Source organism: Paenibacillus sp. FSL F4-0122 (genome assembly GCF_038002845.1).
Classification (GTDB): domain Bacteria; phylum Bacillota; class Bacilli; order Paenibacillales; family Paenibacillaceae; genus Paenibacillus_AQ; species Paenibacillus_AQ odorifer.
This window is the reverse complement of record NZ_JBBODI010000001.1, coordinates 2,572,020-2,595,628: the sequence shown is the minus strand read 5'-3', so window position 1 is coordinate 2,595,628 and position 23,609 is coordinate 2,572,020. Positions and strand designations below refer to the sequence as shown.

At 44.8% G+C, this 23,609-nt stretch carries 22 protein-coding genes; 8 read left to right on the top strand and 14 right to left on the bottom strand.

Features of this window, described 5'->3' with window-relative positions; genetic code table 11:
* The first annotated feature begins 44 nt into the window (after nt 1–44).
* Nucleotides 45–1,277, top strand: a complete 1,233-nt coding sequence (gene pepT / locus MHH49_RS11120; protein ID WP_076099720.1) for a peptidase T — start codon at nt 45–47, stop codon at nt 1,275–1,277.
* A gap of 94 nt (nt 1,278–1,371) precedes the next feature.
* On the opposite strand, the gene MHH49_RS11115 is transcribed toward pepT, so the two are convergent.
* From MHH49_RS11115 to hxlA, 3 genes are all read right to left on the bottom strand, one after another.
* Complete coding sequence (locus tag MHH49_RS11115; protein ID WP_036682121.1) at nt 1,372–1,749, bottom strand: winged helix-turn-helix transcriptional regulator; 378 nt, start codon at nt 1,747–1,749, stop codon at nt 1,372–1,374.
* 84 nt (nt 1,750–1,833) lie between these two features.
* Nucleotides 1,834–2,391, bottom strand: a complete 558-nt coding sequence (gene hxlB, locus MHH49_RS11110; protein WP_036682124.1) for a 6-phospho-3-hexuloisomerase — start codon at nt 2,389–2,391, stop codon at nt 1,834–1,836.
* Nucleotides 2,392–2,398: 7 nt separating this feature from the next.
* The gene (gene hxlA / locus MHH49_RS11105) at nt 2,399–3,031 is read right to left on the bottom strand and encodes a 3-hexulose-6-phosphate synthase (RefSeq protein ID WP_036682127.1); all 633 of its coding nucleotides are present in this window, start codon (nt 3,029–3,031) and stop codon (nt 2,399–2,401) included.
* A 263-nt stretch (nt 3,032–3,294) separates the two neighbouring features.
* Between hxlA and MHH49_RS11100 the strand changes: the two genes are divergently transcribed.
* From MHH49_RS11100 to MHH49_RS11080, 5 genes are all read left to right on the top strand, one after another.
* Nucleotides 3,295–4,686, top strand: coding sequence for an MATE family efflux transporter (locus tag MHH49_RS11100; protein ID WP_038573751.1), 1,392 nt, complete (start codon nt 3,295–3,297; stop codon nt 4,684–4,686).
* 152 nt (nt 4,687–4,838) lie between these two features.
* Nucleotides 4,839–6,512 (top strand): GAF domain-containing sensor histidine kinase, encoded by a 1,674-nt coding sequence (locus tag MHH49_RS11095; RefSeq protein ID WP_341138130.1) that lies wholly within the window; start codon nt 4,839–4,841, stop codon nt 6,510–6,512.
* A gap of 16 nt (nt 6,513–6,528) precedes the next feature.
* A complete protein-coding gene (locus MHH49_RS11090) occupies nt 6,529–7,221 on the top strand; it encodes a response regulator (protein ID WP_076099723.1) in 693 nt (230 codons plus the stop codon).
* Between the two features lie 153 nt (nt 7,222–7,374).
* Nucleotides 7,375–7,938 (top strand): NADPH-dependent FMN reductase, encoded by a 564-nt coding sequence (locus MHH49_RS11085; protein ID WP_038573757.1) that lies wholly within the window; start codon nt 7,375–7,377, stop codon nt 7,936–7,938.
* Complete coding sequence (locus MHH49_RS11080) at nt 7,935–8,396, top strand: VOC family protein (RefSeq protein WP_341138129.1); 462 nt, start codon at nt 7,935–7,937, stop codon at nt 8,394–8,396. Before MHH49_RS11085 ends, MHH49_RS11080 begins: the two co-directional genes overlap by 4 nt.
* A gap of 69 nt (nt 8,397–8,465) precedes the next feature.
* Here MHH49_RS11080 and MHH49_RS11075 read toward each other — a convergent pair whose 3' ends face one another.
* The 3 genes from MHH49_RS11075 to MHH49_RS11065 all read right to left on the bottom strand — a co-directional run bounded on the left by MHH49_RS11075 (nt 8,466) and on the right by MHH49_RS11065 (nt 9,553).
* Nucleotides 8,466–8,696, bottom strand: coding sequence for a cold-shock protein (locus MHH49_RS11075; protein WP_036682139.1), 231 nt, complete (start codon nt 8,694–8,696; stop codon nt 8,466–8,468).
* Between the two features lie 118 nt (nt 8,697–8,814).
* Entirely contained in the window at nt 8,815–9,015 is a 201-nt protein-coding gene (locus MHH49_RS11070; RefSeq protein ID WP_019914790.1) for a cold-shock protein, read from the bottom strand.
* A gap of 259 nt (nt 9,016–9,274) precedes the next feature.
* Complete coding sequence (locus tag MHH49_RS11065; RefSeq protein WP_038573758.1) at nt 9,275–9,553, bottom strand: hypothetical protein; 279 nt, start codon at nt 9,551–9,553, stop codon at nt 9,275–9,277.
* Between the two features lie 238 nt (nt 9,554–9,791).
* Here MHH49_RS11065 and gdhA point away from each other — a divergent pair, with 238 nt between their 5' ends.
* A complete protein-coding gene (gene gdhA / locus MHH49_RS11060) occupies nt 9,792–11,177 on the top strand; it encodes an NADP-specific glutamate dehydrogenase (RefSeq protein WP_036682144.1) in 1,386 nt (461 codons plus the stop codon).
* 93 nt (nt 11,178–11,270) lie between these two features.
* On the opposite strand, the gene MHH49_RS11055 is transcribed toward gdhA, so the two are convergent.
* Both MHH49_RS11055 and MHH49_RS11050 read right to left on the bottom strand, forming a co-directional pair.
* Nucleotides 11,271–11,984 carry an HAD family hydrolase gene (locus tag MHH49_RS11055; protein ID WP_341138128.1) on the bottom strand — a complete coding sequence of 238 codons (714 nt, stop codon included), beginning with the start codon at nt 11,982–11,984 and terminating at the stop codon, nt 11,271–11,273.
* A gap of 34 nt (nt 11,985–12,018) precedes the next feature.
* A complete protein-coding gene (locus tag MHH49_RS11050) occupies nt 12,019–14,586 on the bottom strand; it encodes a DUF2339 domain-containing protein (protein ID WP_076099725.1) in 2,568 nt (855 codons plus the stop codon).
* Nucleotides 14,587–14,777: 191 nt separating this feature from the next.
* Between MHH49_RS11050 and MHH49_RS11045 the strand changes: the two genes are divergently transcribed.
* Nucleotides 14,778–15,818: a stalk domain-containing protein gene (locus tag MHH49_RS11045; protein WP_076099726.1), complete on the top strand. Its 1,041-nt coding sequence runs from the start codon at nt 14,778–14,780 to the stop codon at nt 15,816–15,818.
* 535 nt (nt 15,819–16,353) lie between these two features.
* Here MHH49_RS11045 and MHH49_RS11040 read toward each other — a convergent pair.
* From MHH49_RS11040 to MHH49_RS11015, 6 genes are all read right to left on the bottom strand, one after another.
* A complete protein-coding gene (locus MHH49_RS11040; protein WP_052097386.1) occupies nt 16,354–19,071 on the bottom strand; it encodes a CHASE3 domain-containing protein in 2,718 nt (905 codons plus the stop codon).
* Nucleotides 19,072–19,284: 213 nt separating this feature from the next.
* The gene (locus tag MHH49_RS11035; protein WP_339212128.1) at nt 19,285–19,992 is read right to left on the bottom strand and encodes a DNA alkylation repair protein; all 708 of its coding nucleotides are present in this window, start codon (nt 19,990–19,992) and stop codon (nt 19,285–19,287) included.
* A gap of 33 nt (nt 19,993–20,025) precedes the next feature.
* Nucleotides 20,026–21,600 carry a histidine kinase N-terminal 7TM domain-containing diguanylate cyclase gene (locus MHH49_RS11030; RefSeq protein WP_341138127.1) on the bottom strand — a complete coding sequence of 525 codons (1,575 nt, stop codon included), beginning with the start codon at nt 21,598–21,600 and terminating at the stop codon, nt 20,026–20,028.
* An 83-nt stretch (nt 21,601–21,683) separates the two neighbouring features.
* Entirely contained in the window at nt 21,684–22,205 is a 522-nt protein-coding gene (locus MHH49_RS11025) for a YcxB family protein (RefSeq protein WP_036682157.1), read from the bottom strand.
* 131 nt (nt 22,206–22,336) lie between these two features.
* Entirely contained in the window at nt 22,337–22,585 is a 249-nt protein-coding gene (locus tag MHH49_RS11020) for a type B 50S ribosomal protein L31 (protein WP_036682161.1), read from the bottom strand.
* Nucleotides 22,586–22,808: 223 nt separating this feature from the next.
* On the bottom strand, nt 22,809–23,597 hold the full coding sequence (locus MHH49_RS11015) for an SDR family oxidoreductase (protein WP_036682457.1): 789 nt from the start codon (nt 23,595–23,597) through the stop codon (nt 22,809–22,811).
* Nucleotides 23,598–23,609 lie beyond the last annotated feature (12 nt).

The following is a 23,609-nucleotide window of genomic DNA, read 5'->3' as shown; positions in this document are numbered from 1 at the left end:
AGTGATACTATATATATACAATAGTAAAGAGGAGATGACCCAAGGTGAAGAAAGAGGTTGTAGAACGGTTTATTTCGTATGCACAAATGGATACCCAATCGAATGAAGATAATGAGACTTGCCCATCCACTCCGGGACAGATGGTTCTGGCCCACAAGCTGGTTGAAGAGCTTAAGGAGATCGGCATGGAGGAAGTCCAGGTGGACGAGCATGGCTATGTTATGGCGACACTCCCTGCGAATACGGACAAGGATGTTCCGACCATTGGTTTTTTAGCCCATTTGGATACGGCGACTGATTTTACCGGAACGAATGTGAAGCCACAGATTATCGAGAACTATGATGGTCAAGATATTCTTTTGAATAAAGAGCTGAATGTTGTATTGTCCACAGCGAGCTTTCCGGAGCTGGCGGAATACAAAGGCCACACCTTAATTACAACTGATGGCACGACCCTGCTTGGCGCAGATAATAAAGCCGGTATTGCTGAGATTATGACCGCCATGCATTACCTCATTCAACATCCAGAAATCAAACACGGCAAGATTAGAGTTGCCTTCACACCAGACGAAGAAATCGGCCGCGGGCCTCATAAATTTGACGTAGCCGCTTTTAATGCTTCCTATGCTTACACTGTAGACGGAGGTCCACTCGGAGAATTAGAGTATGAAAGCTTTAATGCTGCGTCTGCTAAAATCTCAGTCTACGGCGTTAATGTTCACCCTGGTACTGCAAAAGGAAAGATGATTCATTCCGCCAAAATCGCCATGGCACTTCATCTCAGACTCCCTGCTGAGGAAGCGCCCGAATATACAGACGGTTATGATGGCTTTTATCACCTAAGCTCTATAGAAGGCACACCTGAATTCAGCAAGCTGCAATATATCATCCGCGACTTCGACCGTGAGAAATTCGAGGCACGTAAAGCTTATCTCTCAGCTGTCGTAGAAGAATTCAAAAGCATCCATGGCGAAGAGAACATCGTGCTTGAAATGAAGGACCAATATTACAATATGCGCGAAAAAATCGAGCCTGTGCGTCATATCGTCGATATTGCCCATGAGGCGATGGAGAACCTTAACATCACACCGATCATCCGCCCGATTCGCGGAGGTACAGATGGCTCGCAGCTTTCCTACATGGGCTTGCCGACACCTAATATTTTCACCGGAGGCGAGAATTTCCATGGCAAATTCGAATATGCGTCTGCGGACAATATGGTAAAAGCGGTAAATGTTATCGTGGAGATTGCTAAGCTATTCGAACAGAAAGCCTAAAGCATTATCCGCATCACTCCTTTAAAACACCAAAAATCCCTGTAGAGGCCGATCCAGACCTCTCAGGGATTATTAATGTTCTTAGACTATTCGATTAGCATCTTTCTTCCGGCGGCGTGTCCTTCCAGATCACGTTTTCTCCGTAATTCTTACCCCAATCGTACATCAATCGAAGGACGGGAAGCAGACTTTGGCCGTATGAAGTCAGGGAATACTCTACTTTTGGTGGAACCTCAGCGTAAACTTTTCTTAGAACCAACTGGTCCTCTTCAAGCTCGCGAAGCTGATTGGTCAACATTTTTTGCGTGATATGAGGAATTAGCTTTTTCAGCTCGCTGAACCGCTTTGTCCCTTCAAGCCCAAGATGCCAGAGGATAATCAGCTTCCATTTCCCTCCGATCACCGCAAGCGTTAATTCCTTCTCACAGTTAATTTCCTTCAAGTTTATGCGATCTTTAATCTCGGTTGCCATTCCTAAAGTGCCTCCTCTCTCCTGTTATCATACTAACACAAAAACGAATAACCTCCTTATAGGAAGGCATTCGTTTCTGTACGTTCACTCTAAATTAGCATGCTTGCCGAACATTTGCTGATTCGTCTGCCCCGTCTTCTCCATCATTCGCAGAATAATAGCATCATAAAAGACCAACATCGTCTGTTCGAATAAAGAAGCCATCGGCTGGATCGTGCTGTAGCTTCCACTGGCCGGATCTTTTGGAGATCCCGGCAGCTTCACTGTGTAGCCCGCTAAACGTCCAACCGTCGAATCCGGCGCAATGGTAACGGCAACAACTTCTGCACCCACCCCTTTGGCTTTCTCAGCCATAGAGATCAACCCTTTCGTCTCACCGGAACCGGAACCGAGGACTAACACATCCCCCTGTTCAATCCCCGGAGTCACCGTTTCGCCTACAACATAAGCCTCTTTACCAACATGCATTAACCGCATAGCAAAGGCCCGTCCCATCAATCCAGATCTGCCCGCTCCAGCCACGAAGATCTTGTTGGACTGAAGCAGCAGCTCAGCCATTCGCTCAGTCTCTTCTTCATCAAGCTGAGATATGGAGCGCTGGAGCTCCTCTATAATTTGCTGCGCGTATTTCATTGTATCCATTGTAATCTTAAGCCTGACTAACTAGACGTTTCATTTCTGCTGCGGCAGCCTTTTGATCCGCTTCACCTGTGATGCCTCCGCCAACGATGACAAGATCAGGGTTCGCGGCGATCACTTCTGGAAGTGTGCTTAGCTTGATCCCTCCAGCGATAGCTGTTTTTGCCTGCTTAACCACACTCTTAATCGCATTTAAATCTGCAAAAGAATTTTTACCTTCCGCTTGATGGTCATATCCAGAGTGCACACAGATATAGTCTACGCCAAGTGCGTCTACTTCAGCCGCTCTTGTTTGGATATCCTTCACATTGATCAGATCAACTAGAATCTCTTTATTGGTTTTCTTCGCTTCCTCCACTGCACCTCTAATGGTAGAATCATCAGAAACACCAAGTACAGTAACGATATCCGCGCCCGCTTCCACGGCCTTCATCACTTCATATCCACCTGCGTCCATGATTTTCAAATCTGCCAACACAGTCAAAGCAGGAAAAGCCTCTTTAATTGCTTTCACTGCATGCAAACCTTCATTTATAACGATAGGTGTTCCAATTTCAACGATATCTATAAATTCGGCAACTTTTGAGACAACCTCTTTCGCTCCCGCAATGTCCACTAAATCCAACGCTAATTGTAATTTCATATTTATTTGCACTCCTCATTAATATATTTTAGTAAGTCATGTACAAATTGTAGTTCCTTACATCCCTCTAGGGAAGTAGGCACTTTATTGTGATGTAGTTACCTGGAGGATACTAATACGCGGTTAAAGGGCTCTTTTCGACCTAAATTAAAAACGTTTTGTCATTTTTCTGTAAAAATACTGCATTTCCATGAAAGCTGTGCTAATATTACAGTTTGTTTATGAAATTTTAGGAAGTACATCATAATATAAGAAGGTGCACAATGAAGCAAAATAATCACCAGGAATTCAACCTGGTCAAACTGACCTGGCCGATTTTCCTCGAGCTATTCCTCTTTATGCTCATGGGTAGTGTGGATACTTTTATGATCAGTTCAGTGTCCGACGATGCCGTGTCTGGTGTCGGCGCAGCGAATCAGATCATTGCGATAGCAATTTTAGTCCTCAGTGTAATTGGTAACGGTGCAGCTATTGTGGTCTCCCAATATCTCGGTTCCAAAAAACCTCTGGAAGCCGCTCAAGTGACCGGCAATGCCATTACCCTAAACCTGTTAGTCGGCATTCTTCTAAGTACGTTTTTGCTGATATTCGGAGGGACGCTACTGACTGCGCTGAATGTAAAAGGGGATATCCTCATTTACGCCAAAGCCTATATGAATATTGTTGGGGGCGGTATTTTTCTGCAAGCATTAATCAATGCTCTGGCGACTACTATCCGTACTCACGGTTTCACCAAACAGACGATGGTCGTATCCTTGCTGATGAACATTATTCACGTGGTGGGCAACTACCTGCTCATTTATGGTCATTTCGGACTTCCGGCGTTAGGTGTGGAGGGTGCGGCTATCTCAACAGTGATGAGTCGATTTATCTGCCTGATCCTTTTCTTCCTGCTGCTCTACAGAGTGATGGAGGTACGGGTGAAAGTAACCTATTACATTCATCTTTCTAAAAAATACGTGCTGCAAATTCTCAAAATTGGCATCCCGTCCGCTTTTGAATCCATCACTTATCAATCATGCCAGCTTGTATTCACACTCTATATTACTTATTTAGGCGCTGAAGCTATGGCTACTCGCCAGTACGCGCTTAATATTTCCAATTATATTTATTTATTCAGTGTAGCTGTCTCTATGGGAACTTCCATCGTTGTAGGACATCTCGTGGGAGCTAGACGCCCTGATGAAGCCTATAAGCGTGTATTCACCAGTGTAAAGTGGGCGCTGCTGGTTACCGTAATAATAGATGCTGTGGTGATTTTCTTCCGGGTACCGCTATTCGGGCTTTTCACAGACAATGAGAACATCATTAGGATGGGGGCGCAGGTCATATTGCTTAGCTTCTTCCTGGAAACCGGGCGCACAACCAATCTGGTTATCATTAACTCTTTACGCGCCTCGGGCGATGCCAAATTCCCTGTATATATGGGACTGATCTCTATGGTCTGCATGAGCTTACCTCTTGGTTATTTCCTGGTGTTCCAACTTGATCTCGGGTTAGCCGGCGTGTGGATTGCCACTGCGGTGGACGAGTGGGTGAGAGCCGTCATTATGTATTTCCGTTGGAAAAGCCGAGCTTGGGAGAAACATGGACTTATTGAACACGAAGCTCCAGAACACTGTACGCCTTCCGCTACTCCCGCAGCTGTAAATTAACATGTATACTCAGAGGTTCTTTAAGGTCATATCAGATCTTAAGGAACCTTCTTTTTTATTTACGCCAACATTACATAAAATTTGAGAATGAATGAACCATTCTACGTTACAATAGATAGAACATAATTAACAAAGCTAAAGGAGAGAGCTTCATGCCGGAGGAAACCGGAATTCATGAGTTACTGACGCTCAAAACGATTGCGGAGACTTTGAACAGTTCCAATGAGCTGAGACCCATGCTCGATACAGTCATGGGCAAGCTACTTGAGTTAACCGGAAACACTGCAGGCTGGATCTTCCTGAGCGAAGAATACATGGAATATGAGTGTGCCGCTGATCGAGGTCTGCCACCTGCACTACAACGCGACAATAAACAACCAATGCAGTGCGGAAGCTGCTGGTGCCTAAGCCGCCTATGGGATGATCAGCTCGAGCATGCCGTCAACATTCTAAGCTGCAAGCGGCTCAGTAACGCCAGGCAGTATAACTGGGGCGACACGCTGGGGATCACCCACCACGCTACCGTCCCGCTGCATTCAGGTGAGCGTTACTTGGGACTTATGAATGTGGCTGCACCAGGCAAAGCACATTACGCCGACAGCGAGCTGGCTCTGCTGCAATCCGTGGCTTTGCAAATTGGCAGTGCTATTGAACGGATGCAGTTATATAGCACCGAGCAGCGCCGCGCGAATCTGTACGCCAAATTAGGCGAATTCAGCGCAGCTTTAAATCTAACCGCCAACCAATGTATCTCGCCCAGTATTCTAATCGAGAAAAGCGCCGCCCTGATTGGCGACTATTTCGATTGGCCCTTTGCAGCGATTATCGGGCAGCATGAGGGACAATTCGAAGTCCATGCTGCCTATGCGGCTAATATAACGCCGGAAACAGCTCCCTTCGAGCTCTCGGATTCTTTTAAAGTACGTCTAGGAGATATCGCAAAAGGACAACGCTTTGCGACATTAAGCCCTGATGAAGAGCAGGAAATTACGAAGTCCTGCTGTTCTGAACAACCTGTTGCGGAGCGTGTCGTGATGCTCGCTGTGCCCTTTCGGCAGATTGCCGCACAAGGTGCAGGAATTCTACTGATCACCTCACCCAAAGCACTAGCCTCCGCAACTGCGGATGGAGAGGTGCTTGAGGCTGTCGCTGAACATATTTCCGCTACATTGGAAAGTGCTCAGCTTGGAGAGAAACGCCGCGAAATTGCGCGTCTTGACGAGCGGAATCGTCTGGCCCGTGACCTGCACGACTCCGTGAACCAGATCCTCTTCTCCCTCTCAATGACCGCCAAAGGCGTGGAAAGCATGCTGAAGCAGGAGCATATCTCCCATCCTGCTACTGAAGCTGTCCGCGATATTCAAGCTTTATCCCAGTCAGCACTCAAAGAAATGCGTGCATTAATTATGCAGCTTCGGCCTGCCGGACTGGAAGCCGGTTTATTGACTGCGCTGCAGGCTCATGGCCAGCAGCTAGGGCTGCTGATACAGACGCAACGGAGCGGTGTTCACGAACTTCCCCGCAACGTGGAGGAAGGGCTGTGGCGCATTGGCCAAGAAGCGCTCAATAATGTACGAAAGCATTCCGGAACCTCTAAAGCGGAGGTATCTCTGCATCTGAATGCAGCCGAGGTGGTAATGAGCGTTGCCGACCAAGGTAAAGGCGGGGCCAAACGTCGTTCTAACACAGACACTAATGAATCTCTTGGTCTGCATATTATGAAGGAAAGAGCAGAAGCTCTCTCCGGTCGTATTCATATCCACAGTGTGGAAAATCAAGGCACAACGGTTGAGGCAATCATACCTCTGCCCATCCAATCTACATGAAGTCGGGTGATCATAAATGACGATAAACTTATTATTAGTAGACGACCATGCAATGGTACGCCGTGGGCTGCAAGTATTTCTCTCCACACAACCCGATATCAAGGTTATTGGGGAGGCCTCCAACGGCCGCGAGGCACTGGAAAAAACAGCTGAATTGAACCCGGATGTCATATTAATGGATTTGCATATGCCCATTATGGACGGCATTGAGACCGCTCAAGCACTGAGGATCTCCCACCCGCAGGTCAAGGTCATTGTATTGACCTCCTTTTCGGATCAGGATCATGTACTCCCGGCTATCCGCGTAGGAATCAAAGGCTATTTGCTTAAAGATATAGAACCAGAAGCGCTGGTAGTTGCGATCCGCAAGGTACATAACGGGCAAGTGGAGCTACATTCCGAGGCTGCCAGCCAACTGATGAATCTAATGGCGACCTCTACACTAGAGCAATTGGAACTTAATGCTTCCGATCCGAACGGCCCAAACGCAACACCTGCTGCGATCACCGGATTAGAGCTTCTTACTCCACGCGAGCAAGAAGTATTAGACCTGATTGCGCTCGGTATGAGTAACAAAGAGATTGCCAGCAAGCTGGTCATCACCGAAAAAACCGTTAAGACCCATGTCAGCCACGTTCTCGGAAAGCTAAACTTAGCGGATCGGACTCAGGCTGCCATTTTCGCATTGAAAGGCGGCTATAACGCCTAGAATCAAAACTCCTCTACAACTTTAGTCTTAGACGCTCAGCACAATGGCTGAGCGTTTTTATTATGTATGTTCATTCCATGTGCTGATGTTAACAGAGGCCGATTCAACTATCATTGGTTTATAGCAATTGACCTCACATAGGAGTGGATACAGATGAAAGTGATGATCCTGACAGGCAGTAATCGAAAAGAAGCAACCAGCACGAAGCTGGCAGAACATGCTGCCCATTTCATTAGTCAGCATGGGGAAAAGGTTACCATGTTTGACCTCTACAAACGCCCACTTCCCTTTTATTCACCAGACGAGATTTACACAGAGCATGAACATTTAAACGAGCTTAAACAAGAGATGTTAGCAGCGGATGCAGTAATCTTGGTTACTCCGGAATATCACGGCTCGGTAAGTGGCGTATTAAAAAATGCGATTGATCATCTAGGCCAGGCGCATTTCAACGGTAAAGTTGTGTTATCCGCCAGTTCAGCCGGGGGAGCGGTAGGGATAAGCTCATTACTTCAATTGCAAGCCATCGTACGTAACCTGCACGGTATTAATACACCAGACTGGATCTCCATCGGCGGACTGCAACGCAAGCGGTTCGAGGTCGGGTACGACGGATACGAGGGTGGGCAAGAAATCGAAGATCGCATTCACCTAGTATTAGAAGCATTCCTGAATTTAGCCCGCAAAATCGACAGATCGGCAGGTGCTATCCAATGATCAAAGGACTATATGAAGCACATTTACCAGTAAGCAATCTTGAGGTATCCATCGAATTTTATGAGAAATTAGGTCTGAAAATGGCTTGGCGGGATGAAGAAACTGTATTCTTCTGGATCGAGGAAGGTCGGAGCTGGATTGGTCTTTGGGAAGGCCAGGAGGTTCATACCCCATACCACCCGTCCTTACGGCATATTGCCTTCCGTGTCACTTACGAGGACTTGAAGCAATCACTGCAATGGCTGGAATCGATTGGGGTAGAGGCTGTTCCGTTCCGCAACCGGACTTCTGTTGAGCCTTTTATCCGGGCTTATCAAGGAAATGCTTCTGTCTACTTCAACGACCCTGACGGCAACAGCTTGGAATTTATGTGCCACGTAGAGGTCCCTGAACATCTGAAGCCTATTTCAGAGAACATAACCTTAACGGAATGGGAGAAATTACTGCACAGTAAATAAAATACTCAAACAAAAAAACAGCTGCTCCCGTCCAAGGGTCCAGCTGTTTGAGTATATTAGCTTCTTCGATTACTTAATCGAAATGCCCTTCTTCATGGCCTTCATGTCTGCATTCGTATTCACAAGCGTTGGCAGTATCTTCATACTTCTAGTCATGGGAGAGTTGCATTGCCAGCAGGTAGGTACATATTGAAAGGCGAAATTATCGCGCATCCAACCTGTGCAACCTTCCTTGGTACAGGACCAAATTGCTGTGTCTTCTTGCGGAAGTTCCTCCAGTGCTTTTTTACGAAAATACATAAGTACCCCTCCTTGGATCGAATCGAGACGATATCGCTACCCTATTAGGGGCAGATTCATAATATGAAAATAAAAAAAGCTGCCCTCAACTTGTGTTAAGGGCAGCCTGATTTTTAAACTACAGTTTTACAACGTTTTCGGCTTGTGGTCCACGAGCGCCTTGAGTTACGTTGAACTCAACGCGTTGGCCTTCGTCCAAAGATTTAAATCCGTCGCCTGTGATTGCGGAGAAGTGTACGAATACGTCGCTTCCACCTTCAACCTCGATAAAACCGAATCCTTTGTCTGCGTTAAACCATTTCACTGTACCTGTTTGCATGATATTACCTCCAATATTTTATTTAACACATGTCCTTTTATTCCTACGTAGTGTACGAACAAATAAAAATTCACACATTGGAAAAGGACTCATACGCACAAATGATAACCTTTTACAATATGTGAATTAAGGGTTAAATTTATGATTGATTTCATTGTACCACACTAAATCACTAAAAGCAATGCGTATGCCTATTTAATTTTCACTCCGGCTCTTATTGCCTGTAAACAGCAGCAGCCGAGCCGGACGAATACCCATGTTAGTCGATATAACCTGCCAATCCTTTATCCATCAAGTAATCCATTTCTGCATCAAGAATGGTCTCTACTGTGATTTCATCCAGCTTCACATCACGTTGGGCAGTGACATAGTCGACCAGATCATCGCTGTCGATGTCTACCTCACCCTTGGCGTTCGCCTTGGCCTTATTGATAAAGGTCTGTTCATGCTTCAATACTAAGCGGATGATTTGCGGATCCACTTTGGTTTTGGCAGATAATACATTTACTAGCTCCTGCTCATTTACTTTGTCACTCATTTTTTAAATTTCATCTCCTTACAATTATTACACAATCATTGTAGCATATTTCGCGCTTTAACGCGTCATTACGCGAAGTATACCGCGGTTTATTCACACTTTTCTTATCATCCCAGCGTCTATAACGTTCCACTTGAAGTAAGTTATTTAATAAAAACAGTTGTGAGGAACATTGACTTGTGCCAAAATATAAAAAAAGTGTTGGACCAAATGAATACTAGAAAAGGCGGTTGAATTCATGAGCTCTGTATCTACCCAGCAATTAGACACAAACAGCAACAAGGCACATCGTTATATCGAAGACGTATACGCACAGGTTGTTGCGCGTAATCCTTTTGAGCCCGAATTTCATCAGGCCGTAAAGGAAATCCTTGAATCTTTGCTTCCAATCCTCGCTGCTGAACCTAAGTATCAGGAAAATGCCATTCTGGAAAGATTGGTTGAGCCAGAACGTTTGATTATGTTCCGTGTTCCTTGGACAGACGATCAAGGTAAGGTCAGAGTTAACCGTGGATATCGTGTACAGTTCAGCAGTGCAATTGGACCTTACAAAGGTGGACTTCGTTTTCACCCATCCGTTAATGCTAGTATTATCAAATTCCTTGGTTTCGAGCAAATCTTCAAAAATGCTCTTACCGGCCAACACATCGGCGGAGGTAAAGGCGGATCCGACTTTGATCCTAAAGGTAAATCCGAAGGCGAAATCATGCGTTTTGCACAAAGCTTCATGACTGAATTGCAAAATTACATCGGTCCTGACCAAGACGTTCCTGCAGGAGATATCGGTGTAGGTGGTCGTGAGATCGGCTACATGTACGGACAATACAAGCGGATCCGCGGAGGATATCCGGCTGGCGTATTGACTGGTAAAGGTATTGGTTACGGCGGAAGTCAGGCTCGGACAGAGGCTACTGGTTACGGTACGGTTTATTTCGTAAACGAGATGCTGAAGGCAAAAGGCCTTTCTTTTGAAGGAAGCCGCGTTGTTGTTTCCGGTTCTGGTAATGTAGCGATCTATGCGATCGAAAAAGCTGTACAGCTAGGCGCTAAAGTCGTAGCTTGTAGTGATTCGGCCGGATATATCTATGACGAAAATGGGATTAACCTCGAAACTGTCCGCCGCCTAAAAGAAGTCGAAAGAAAACGGATTAGTGAATATGTGAATGAACATCCTAACGCTGTGTATACTGAAGATTCCACGCAAATTTGGACCATTCCTTGTGATATCGCCCTTCCGAGTGCTACTCAGAATGAGATTGATGAAGCCATGGCATTGAAACTGATTGAGAATGGTGTAAAAGCAGTAGGCGAAGGTGCCAATATGCCATCCACCCTTGAAGCTATTCATCAGTTCCAACAAGCTGGCGTGCTATTCGCACCTGCCAAAGCTGCTAATGCTGGCGGCGTAGCTGTATCTGCGCTTGAAATGGCACAAAACAGCATGCGGTTGTCCTGGAGCTTTGAAGAAGTAGATACGAAGCTGCATGAAATCATGGTTTCCATCTACGAACAATCTGTAAATGCATCCGAGCAATATGGACAGTCCGGCAACCTTGTTGCAGGAGCGAACATCGCTGGATTCAAAAAAGTGGCCGACGCTATGCTGGCTGAAGGTGTAATCTAAATAAATTACCGGCGCTCTAGACACGAACGCCCGACATACAAAAGTCCCCGTAACCGGTCAGTAAGAATCCGGTTACGGGGACTTTTTGTATGTCTAAGCGTTCCATCCGGGGATCTTCCGCAAATCCCCGTCCCCTATCGATTGAGTACTCTCCGCAGTCGTATTGGGGGGTGAAGAGGCCGTACGAATGTAACAGGAATCTATTCCTATCGTTAGTGCCCCTGCAATATCCGTACGGGGATCATTCCCGATCATGATGGCCGAACGCAAATCCGCTCCATAATGCTCAACTAAATAACGAAAAAATAGCGGATCCGGCTTACTCACTCCTGCTTCGGAGGAAATGGCAATGCCATCGAATAAAGGAAGAATATTCAGCATCGTTAATTCTGCTTCTATAAAGGTTTTCTGGCCATTGGAGAGCAAAAACACCTTTTTGCCACGTTCTCTTAATGTTTGCAGAATTTCAACCACACCCTCATAAAGTGAGATATGGATCATCGATAATGTCCGCAGCCATCTAACCGTTTCATGTAACCACGCTTGATCCGGTTGTCCGCCCAATTGACGGGCAACAGAACGAAACACATCCTCCATTACGAAATCCGGGTACTGACAATTCCGTGCGGCTTCGGTGAGCTGTAAATCTCTCTCCCGCAGAAATTGTGCGTGTAGCTCACTCCCTGTTATGGACATCCCCTGATATCCGAAATGGAGCGATAATCGATCCCATACCTCCGGCTTCTCCTCATCTGTCTGAATATCGATTAATGTGCCATACAGGTCGAAAATATAAGTCTCGTACATCCACCGTCTTCCTTCCTATTATTCTCTCTGTGTTTTATCCTTTAGTACCATTATCGGCGGTTGTCTGGCCCTCCTCCATCCGGTTTGACACCTTTTGATAGAGATAAGAGATACCGAGCAAGCAGATGCCAAAGCTGGCATAAGCTATGATTTTGCTGCCAGTGTTCAGCAGGCCCAAATCATAGAGCAGCAGCTTGCCCGTAGCCAGCAGTGTTAATCCAAGGCCGAAGCGCCGGATGTACACATACCTTTTGCGGAAGCCATACATGATAAACAGAACGGCTAATAGTAGATAAATGAGACTAAAAATTAACCCTGCATCACTCAATTGCAATTGCACTCCTAGGAAAGCGGTGATAATGCCGAGTAGATAAATCGCCATGAAAACAGGATAGATCTCCATACTCTTAAACTGGCGATTCAGCGCTGCAATCAGCAGATCACGTCCGCTAAACCAAACAAAGATATTAAAGATAATCAGTACGGCTAGTGCGATATAATCAGCTGCTGTATTTTGCGCGAGATTATTTTGCAGACTTGGAAGGCCTACTGTAATTACTATACAAATGACGTAGCCAACCCCAAACAGAAATCTCACAAAATATTTAACAATCGTGTCATACAGCACCTTCACCTTTGGCAGCACGTACGCCAGAACCAAGGTCCATACAGCGGACAGCAGTAAATTATAGAAGGTTCTATGCGCAAAGTCCTCCGGTACAACCAGATGATACAATCTTCTCGATTCATACAAGCCGTAAATCCAAAAATTTAATAACGCCGCATATTTAAACCACAACGCTAAGGTGATTTCATAAGGTTCGCTGCGCTGAAGAGCATCCTTGCGGTTATGCTGAACTGCATACAACACCGCGACAATCAGCATGCCTGCTGTGATAAAGACATATTTTAGCGGGAAGTAGACATCTCTAAAATTCGTCCATTGATAGTCTGCGACCCACTGCGTCGGTACATTTAGACAGAAGAATACTACAAGGCAGAGCATCATAATGCCCCAGCCTGCCCTTTCCATCCCCTTAAAGCGGTTCAGATTGCCATACAACGTAAGAACGACGCCCTCAATCAGCCAACCGATGGACCACCAAGCCGCTCCAAATTGAAATGGAATCATCAATATGCCGAAGGTCAGTGAAGTGGCGTAGAACAGCAGCATGCTTTCTTTTTCCTGTGGCATCAGCTTCTCAAGCCCTCGACCCAGACCGAGATACAGCAGGCAGAAAAGCAACGCCAGTGCACCATTGTAATCCTTCAGTCCTGCATCCATAAATAAAATATACAAGGTGAGACAGCTAATAAACGTATTACATCCTAAGAGAGAGAAATCCCACCAGGACAGCTTGGAACGATATTTGAACGGGTACCACAAGGTAATTCCCAGATACATCGCAAAAGTCAAAACAGCATAACACATATTAATTCCGTTGCTATCCGACAAAGCTATTAATATGAGCATGGAGGGTGTATTAAATAAGTAGCTGATATAATTGACAACGTTCCAGCGTTTGCGGAAAGAAATCAATAAGATGAATAAATTCAATAGAAACAAGTAACCCATAGCTACATAAACTGCGTTGCCCGAAAGGCCAAACGCCCCCAGATAAGAGTATAAGGGCAGATATCCTCCGATTAAGCCCAGTGCACAAATACTCCGTGATTCATACCTTAAAGACAGGAGTACCGCAGTTAAAGTAACGAGTACAGACAAGGATAACCCTACATATATACTAATAATATCAAGCAGAAAATAGCTATAAAAAATAGAGCCATACAGCACCGAAATCCCGCCGCCAAGCAGCCCTAAAGCGAAGGTACCTTTTCCTTTGCGGTATAACCACTCCCCGCCTCCCAGCATCAATAATCCCAGTAGAAAAAAGGCGCTTCCCTTCATATAACCTGTGAACCAGTTGGAATAGGTATACCGGAAGCCTGCCCCCACCGCCAAAATCAACAGCAGAATACCCAGCTTGTTAATCCAGCTTAGTCCAATCTTCATTTCGATCTGATTTTGTTTTCTTCGGCGCTTCAGCACCTCTTCACTGATCTCTTCCGAGGCAAAATCATGTAATCCATTATCCATGCCCGAGTTGAGGCGAAGTTCCGCTTCCCTCATTCTCTGCCGCTGTGCCAGCACACGCTCATTTAATTCTGCCGCCAACGCCCCAAGTCGACTGGATATCTCTGCTTGTTCCTCACCCAGCTGCCTGGAGGCTGTATGGTACAGCTGCTGAATATGACGTTTCGTCTCCACTTCAAAAGCCGTCAGACGATCTGTATGAGCATGGCTTCTAGAGGAAAAATAAGTCTGCAGCTTCTGCCTCGACACTTTAAGAATGCCCAGCTTTTCATCTAAAATCTGTTCCGTTAGCGCAACTCTTAGCTCAGTATTCTCTTCTTGAAGCTTACCTACCTGAGTCTTTAGCTCGACCAAAGCAAGCTTATGCTTCTCATATTGCTTCTTCAAGTATTCATTCTCGTTGACCAGATCGTGACTTTCATATTCCGCAATCAGAGCCTCATATTCCTTAATAAGCCCGTCCTGCTGTACCTTCATGAATCTCAGTCGATCTTTGAATGACTCCATAGCGCCTCCTTATGTGAGCGATTGTTAATACTTACATATTACTACATATAGCTGTGGGGTCTTATGCTTTTTTTATATTTGCAGTGAATGAAGATTACGATCGGGATGCAAAAAAACTGCAACATTTTGGAGGGGTGTCCCGTCAGAATAATAACAACACTAACAAAAGATTTTAAAAGGAGCTCACAACCATGAACAACATTTTAAAAACAAGTACAGTTCTTTTAACTTTGTCACTAGCACTTTCTACAGGAGCAGCTTATGCTGCACCCACCACAACTTCTGCTAAAAATGAGGCTATACAAACCTCCGCTAGCGTTAATCAAAAGACGTTTGCGATTGAAATCAACGGATCGACTATTAAAGAAACAGGCTTCCAAAGCACAAATGGCAAAGAGCCGATGGTGCCACTACGTTCGATTACTGAAGCCCTTGGATTTGAATTAACCTGGAATGCACAGAATAAATCCGTTGAACTTATCAATGGCGCTGTATTCACTACAGTGAAAGCTGGAGAAGATCGTTATAGTATCAACAAAATGTATACAACACTTGGAACTGCACCACAATTGGTTGACTCCACTTTGTATGTCCCAGCTTCCTTTTTAAGCGAAGTAATTCATCAAAACATGACTGTGAAGGGAGATTCCATTGTGATCAACACAAATGCCGCCGAGCAGCACATGACTAAGACTGGTGTGATTACAGCAGTCTATGATGGTGGTAAATACCAATCCGTTCAAATCCAAGGTGTAGGTACGGATGGAATCGTATTAAATGTAGGGGAAGATACGGCTATTGAGATGGCAGACGGCACTAAAATTGCACTCAAAGATCTCCATATCGGGATGACTGTAAAAGCAGAACACTCCATGGTCATGACTATGAGTCTTCCGCCACAAACACCAACTTACAAAATCACCGTTCTGGATAAGCAGAAACAAGATGATCTTCTAGGTACTGCTGGCACTATTGAAGAAGTTCAAAAAGACGATGAAGGAAATATCAGTATCACTGTTAAAGGCAGTGGCCTGAGCGAATTGTCACAAAAAGAAGTAGTACTGCGCATTAACGAAGACACAGTACTCATTAATAAAGACGGCGAAGCTGTTAAAAGCAGCGAGCTTGTTAAAGGTACAAAAGTTATCGGATTCTACAGCCCAGTGCTGACCAGAAGCCTGCCACCAATCGGCACAGCTGTCAAAGTTGTAGTAGATTCTGCGCAACAATAAGTGAGAGACTGAAATCTTATTAAAAAGATTCCAAAGAGACATTAAAACAGCGATCCTTCCGTTATGGGAGGATCGCTGTTTTGCGTTTTGGGCAATAGGGTGGCTGACTCGCTTCAGCCGATTTGAGGTAAACGAAAGCCGGCTGAACGCCTAGGCACACTTTTGCTCACCTGCTGCAGAGTTTTGGATGATCATAATTGCGAGGCTTACGGACTCAGATGACGTTATTTCCGATTTTTCCGCCTTTAGAGCAGCGTTTCGGACTCCAGCGCCACCATTCATTAAAAAGAGGGCATATTCGGTATTTTTTATGCCAATAGCGTCAGTGGGGTCCGTTAGAATTACAAATGTGGTAAAAAGCTGCGTTAACGGTCAGCTGTGTCCGATAGCAGATTATAGTTACTTCGTTCGCGCAACTTCGTTTGAATTATCCGAAGTTAGAGGTCTAGTTCAACGTCAACAAAAAAGGGGTGCCCCAGCAGCCATTGTCATGACTACTAGGACACCCCATGATTGTTTCCGTCCATTATCTATTTCATGAATCGCTAGCTAGAATCAATTGCATCAACGCTAATAAACGTTCCAGGTTAATCGGCTTGCTAAGATAATCTGTTGCCCCTGCCTGAAGGATTTTAGCCTTATCTTCCTTCATCGCTTTTGCAGTCAGTGCAATGATGGGAATATCCTTCTTTGCGGGCATTTGTCTGATCCGATTGATTGCCTCATACCCGTTCATCACTGGCATCATAATATCCATAAGAACGATATCTATAGAAGCCGCCTGCTCCAGTTCATACAGGCCGCTCTCTCCGTTAGTAGCTGTAGTTACATGCAGCCCGCGCTTTCTTAGGGTATTTGATAAAGCGAACAAATTCCGTTCATCATCATCCACGATAAGTACATGCTTTTGATTCAGAGAAGTGAAGTCATTACGTGTATCCTCAGCCGTTGTAGCGGCAAGTACCACTCCATTCCCAATCTCTTGAATAACAGTCGCTTGATCAGCCACTTCCTCAAGGCTTGGGGCCTCAAGCTTCAAGGGCAAATACACCGTAAAGACGCTACCCACTCCTTCTTGACTCTCCACTATAATTCTACCACCGAGCAGGGTTGCCAGCTCTCTAGATATGGATAACCCAAGCCCTGTTCCACCATATTGACGTTCTGTATTTCCATTTGCCTGTTGAAAAGCCTCGAAGATAATTGACTGCTTTTCTTTTGAAATCCCAATTCCAGTATCCTTGATGGCGAAGGCAATAAATTCCCCTGTATACGAATCTGCCAAATCCAGCAGCTCGTCCTTAGTTGCTGAACGGATTTCCAGAGTGACTGCGCCTTCCGCTGTAAACTTAAACGCATTGGACAGCAAATTTATAATAATTTGCCGCACTCTTTGAGCATCCGAATAAAACAGCGGGGGTAAGTTCTCTCCCAGCTGTATTTGCAAAGGAATCTCTTTTTTGCGGGAAAGCTGACTGAAGTTCTGGATCATTGCCTCCGGAATCTCCGATATATTTATCGCTTCAATTTCAATATTCAGCTTTCCTGCCTCAACCTTGGACAAATCCAGAATGTCATTAATCAGCGCCAGCAGATCTTGTCCCGAAGAATGAATGGCTTTTGAGAATTCAATATCCTCTTCGCTTAAAGCTCCCGACTGATTCTCCATAAGAAATTCGGAGAGCAGCAGAATGCCGTTAAGCGGAGTTCGCAGTTCGTGAGACATGTTAGCCAGAAACTCTGATTTATATTGTGAGCTTTGCTGCAATAACTCTGTGTATTCACTGAGTTCCGTTTGAGCTCTTTCCGCCTCTAGTGACTTTTGTTCCGCCAGCAGTTTCTTATCCTCCAGCTTTCTATTCGTTGCATGCAGTGACTCCGTCTGGATTTGCAGCTCCTCAGACTGAGTCTGTAGTTCCTCGGTATATACCTGTAGCTCTTCGTTTAGACGCTGAGATTGTGCCAGAAGTTGGTCAATCTTCATAATGCTAATCGTACTGTTAATTGCGGAGCCAAAGGCATTCGAAATAGACCCTAGGAACTTAACCTGCAATTGCGTAAGTGGAGCAAAGGCGGCGATTTCCACCACAGCAACTACCTCACCCGAAAAAGAAATCGGCATTAGTAGAAGCGCCTTCGGCGCAGAAATACCCAACCCAGATTGTATGCTAATATAATCCTCCGGCAGATCCTGTATTTGCATCAAGCGCGCCTCTTTAGCACATTGTCCAACTAGACCTTCTCCGATCTGGAATGCCCGCTGATCTGGAATGTTACTGCTTCCGCCAAAAGTAGAGACTCTCTTAAAGAAATCTCGATCATGGTCCTGTGTTCGAACATATAAGGAACCATATGGGTAATCGAGGACTTCTGCGGTTTTGCCAAGAAAAATGTCGCCCAGTTGCGAGATATGTGTGATGCCCTGATACCTCGCCAACAATTCGTTTGCGTTAGCCTGAATCCATATCCGCTCTTGTTGCGTGTCTATCAGATGATTCGTAGCTACGCTCAGATCCCTGATCTCATCATTCGTGGTGATCTCTATCCTTGTCTTCATATCTTCGTCAGATTCCAATTCTGCAATCGTATGGGTAACTTTACGAACCGTACTAACGATGGCGCGTGAATTGATCCACGAAGCGACCATCGCGGTAACCGCTATAATTGCCCAAGCAATATAAAGAAGCTCTAGCAATAATTTATTCTTGTCTGCTTGTCTAGCAATCAGACTGTTGGTGTTCTCTTTCATCGTCTCGCGGTAAGTGCTGATCTGATTACGAATCCGGTCCATTTGATCTTTGCCGTCGTCGGAATTGAAGTATCTTAGGAGCTCAGCGTCCTGTCCCTCTTTTTTCAACTGGATCACATAATTTCCCGACTGTTCGATCCATTGCTTAATTTTACTTTCAATACCCAACAGACGCTGTAGCTGTAAAGAATCATTAGCAGTCAGCACGTAAAGCTTATCATAATTAGCTTCCCATTCAGCCTTACCCAAATTGTAGGGCTCCAGATACTTGTTATCGCCGGTGATGACATATCCACGTTGTCCGGTTTCCATATCTAAAATATTCTTCTCAATTAGATTAGCCAAATTAGTAATCTCTCGATCCTGATGAGAGATGAAGCTGGTTTCCCGCTGTAGAGCATTGATTCTTCCATGCATGACAAAAACAAATCCTAATAGACAGATCACGATTAAAACTGTAATTGACAGTATTTTATACTGCAAAGTGAATCGACGTTTGTTCACAACTAGCCTCCGTCCTGTCTTCTAACTATAAACCCCTTTCTATTCTACATCATTGCAAAAGATTACTTGAATAAGGCTTCATTAATTCTTCTATGTAAATTTTGACTGCTGCTAATTTAAACAATTTCCGCAGGGTTGAAACACTTGTTTTTCCCGGAATAAAAAAAAACCCACAAGTGCCTTTCTCCTTGAAGGGTTACCTAAATATCTAACTCAGCAAATACAAGTTTTCTTCTTCACACCTAGCTTCCCAGCCTGTTCAACCTTAGCAATATAATCAACAGCCATGGGAACTTTACAAGCGGTTTGTCCCACGTTCACCTGGACCTTACCTATACCTGCTGCGATCTTTGCTGCCTCCTCATGCAGTTCTGTGATACTGCTGCCCACCATAATTACAAAAGTATTCATCGTATAACGGACACGATTCCGCTCCTGATGAATAGTAGCGCCTACTTGTTGTAACAACTCCCTAATCTCAGCGATGTCCAGCTTATCATCCGGTGTAATTGAAATGTAATTTGCATAAGTGCTCCAGCCGCAAACGGCTATTAGTTCATCCGAGGAACGAATCCACTCTCTCGCAAGTTCCAATCCATATGGACTCTCTGCGGCGAGAGGGGATACTATATATTCCACTACCGCATGCCAACTGGCCGCCGAAGCCCAGCTTTGAAGCTCTTGCTTCGTCATAGTCTTGGGATTGACGGTTAGCCCAGCCAAATACATTGCATCGTAATTGCCTGTCTGATACAAAGCCCTTGCCAGACTCTGATCTTTTTTCACATCCTTAACCAGCTTCTTCATATCCCCTACCTTTACTCCAAATAAAGGTTCCACTGCGCCATGTCGTAAGAAGGTACGTTTCGTCTGCTCTGTACCCATCTCCTCAAGCTTGCTCATCACTTCATCAACAGTCAGATTCATTAGGCCACTCCCTTATCTTCGATGTTCTTATCCCTTTACTGTTTCTCTTATGATCGGTTCACGACCTAACGTAACTCTGTTCTTCCCTGTATTCTTAGAGTGATATAACGCTTCATCCGCTTCCCGATATAAATCTTCGAAAGTCACCTCTCTACGCTCCGTAAAAGAGATTCCGATACTTGCGGTAAGATGAATGCTATCCTGTTCATTCAAGATTATCGTGTAATCACTCATCATTGTACGAAAATTCTCTGCTTCTTTTAAGGCTGCACATTTATCTTCAGCGAAAAAGCATACGGCAAATTCCTCGCCACCTACTCTTCCAGCAATACCTTTATTCTGGTATACCTGAAGTATTTTATTCGAGAAATCAACTAACGCCTGATCGCCCGCTAAATGACCATAAGTATCATTAATTAATTTAAAATCATCGATGTCAAATAACAGCAGAGCCAACCCTAATCCATCCGGGATCGTTTGATTCTGGACCCTTTGCATGAAATGCCTGCGATTATAAAGCCCTGTCAGATCGTCAACCGTTGCCTGATAGACCAGCTCACGCTCATACCGCTTCTTCTCACTATGATCACTAAACACAATAAGCATACCCTTATTCTCTGTTGTCGCATGTTCCGTAGCAATTAAAGAAACCCCATAACAGAGCTCCCCTGCGCCAGAACAAACTACCTCAAACTGTCCCTCCGTCCTCTGACTGTAATGAGCTGCAATGTCTTTGTGAGACTTCATAAAAAGATCAATGTTTTTTCCCATCCAGTTATCGTTCGCTATTCCGGTAATGTCGTATAAAATAGCAGTCGCCGCATCATTTATGCCAATGATATTATCATAACGGTCAGTCAGAACTACGCCGTCTTTCATGTGCTCTAGAATTTTGTTTTTGGTTAGAGGGAAGATGGTTAATTTGGAGCTAACAAAAAGTGCGAAATAAGCCGCTATAATCGCAGGCAAATAAGTAAACGCCGTAAAACCTGTAATGGTAATCTTCAAGAGGGGAAGTAAAAAGACGGAAATAACCGGAACTAGCAAACCCACCAACAGCAGCAAATTAGTCCGCAAATAAACTCTCGGGGTATTCAGTAGGGAAACTGCCAGCAAGCAGACTGCATATAGCCCAAAAAGCTGATCATACGCAATAAAAGCCATACTAAGGAGCGTAGGCTTTACAGCAATTCCACTAACACCCGCGACCGTCAGGACGGCCACTTCACTGCGCATCAGATGATGATAGCTATCCGTAAAAATAAGAAGTACATCCATAACAATAGGGATAGAGAAGATGGCAAGCTTCACGGGCAGGCGCCCTGTGGAAGGAGATACGTATTCTTTTACCACAGCATAAGTAAAGAGCGCACTAAAAAAAAGCGGAGCCTGCTGCACATTCTTCCACCACAGCTTAGACTGAAAAGAGGGTGACATAATCTCTCCGGCCGTTGCAACAAATATAAGGCTGACTAACAGCATTAAGATCCACAAATAGCGTCTGCCTGCTAACTTACGGTGCCGATAGGAGCTGACGCCCATGTACAGACTTAGAACACTGCCCATTAATAAGTAATACGGATATCCCTGAATCCATGGCATGCCATATTTCTCCTATTTTTCAAGTCGCTCCTATCATTATAGCCTAATCCTTGGTACAAATGAATCAACAATAACAGCACATCTTATGCCTTAAATTTCACCCGATTGGAGAACATATATTTTCTGGCTAAATCCTTAAATGTTATTTTATCTTGTGCCGATTCAAAGAAACGTTTAGGGATAATCAGCGCTCTCTGTGTGGACACAAAAAACACAAACAAGTTCGTAGTTTCACCTATCTTATGTATCTCTTCCCACTTCACTTGTCCAGTGCCCGCTTCGGAAAGATAAGATATGCCTTCATCTGAAATCGTATAATTTTGCGGTTGCTGAATTAGGCTATCTGTTTTGAACGCCTTCTTGGATTTTTTGATCAAGCTTGCCTTGGTCATATACCATAAGACAGCGGCAAGAATTATAGCAGTCACAGCCAGGATTGAGATGCTTTGAGTACTGTAATCCTTAGTAATTAATAACAAAATCATAAAGTAAGCGACTACGCTAAAAGAGTTGAGTATAATCCGGCTATTCAAGCTGAACCATAAGTTAAACTCCTGAACGTCTTCACTCTTTAGGACTGTATCTACTTTTATTACATTTTCCATCACTGATCGCTCCCTCGACGCCATGTATATTTTTAAATTCATCTCATTTTAACATGCCTGAACACAAAAAAGGGACATCCCCGAAGCGATTGCTTCTACATGGGTTGTCCCTCTTCAATCCGTAAGGATTCTTATTTCTTTTGTGCAAGACGTTGTTTGAACTTGTCAACACGGCCGCCTTGTTCTGTATCTCTTTGTTTACCAGTGTAAAATGGGTGGGATGCGGAACTTGCGTCCACACGGAGCACTGGGTAAGTGTTGCCGTCTTCCCATTCCATAGTTTCATTGGATGATTTAGTAGATGCACTCAAGAATTTGAAGCCTACGCTTGCATCCAAGAAAATCACTTGGTTGTACTTAGGATGTATGCCTTCTCTCATTCTAATCGTCCTCCTTCTGAATAAATTCGTGGAGCCTTTATGGTAAATTATCCAAATGATCTGTAGGTTTATATATAGTATAACCTAATAAACGTAGGAAAATTCGTAAATCTTACGATTTAGACCACCGCTCCATCATACGCTTATTTAGAGCACAAAGCAACTAATATTGAAATTACTAATATTTCCATAACCTTTCAAAGCCTACCCATAACGCCGGAGGTTAGAGCGATTTCACCATTCCTCCATCGACTAAAAGAGATTGTCCCGTAACATAAGTATTCGCAAAAGAGCCTAGAAAAACAGCAGCCTTGCCGAATTCTTCGGGCGTGCCCAATCTTCCTAACGGGATTTGCAGCAGCGCTTCCTCTTGAATCTGCTCCATAGGGATCCCCTCGGCTTGTGCACGTTTGCCGTCTAGTTGAAGAATCCTGTCGGTTGCAATACGCCCTGGAGCGATCGTATTAATTAAAATGCGATCCGCAGCCAGCTCAGTAGCCAAGCTCTTGGTCAAGGCATACACGCCAGCGCGAAAAACATTGGAAAGAATTAGTCCCTCAATAGGCTGCTTGATAGAAATCGAGCTTATATTAACGATTCGCCCTGCCCCAGAAGAGCGCAGATGCGGCAGTGATTCACGGATCAAACGAATGGTGCTCATCAGTGTGAGCTCAAATCCTTGGTTCCAATCCGCGTCTTCCATATCAGCGAAACCTCCGCCATGAGGCCCCCCCGCATTGGTCACTACAACATCAAGCCCACCGTTTTGGGCTACAACCGTTTGAATAGCATGTACGATATCCTCTGGGACAGTCACATCCATCTGAACAATGTTCACCTGCTGTCCTGTGGCTGCCTGAATCTCTTTCTGTGCGTCTACAAGCTGCTCCATACTCCTGCTGGCGATCATTACCTTCGCCCCCTCACGGGCGTACTCCAGCGCAGTTGCGAGTCCTAACCCTTTACTTGCTGCGGCTACAAAAACTGATTTCCCACGAAGTCCCAAGTCCATCATTAATGCCTC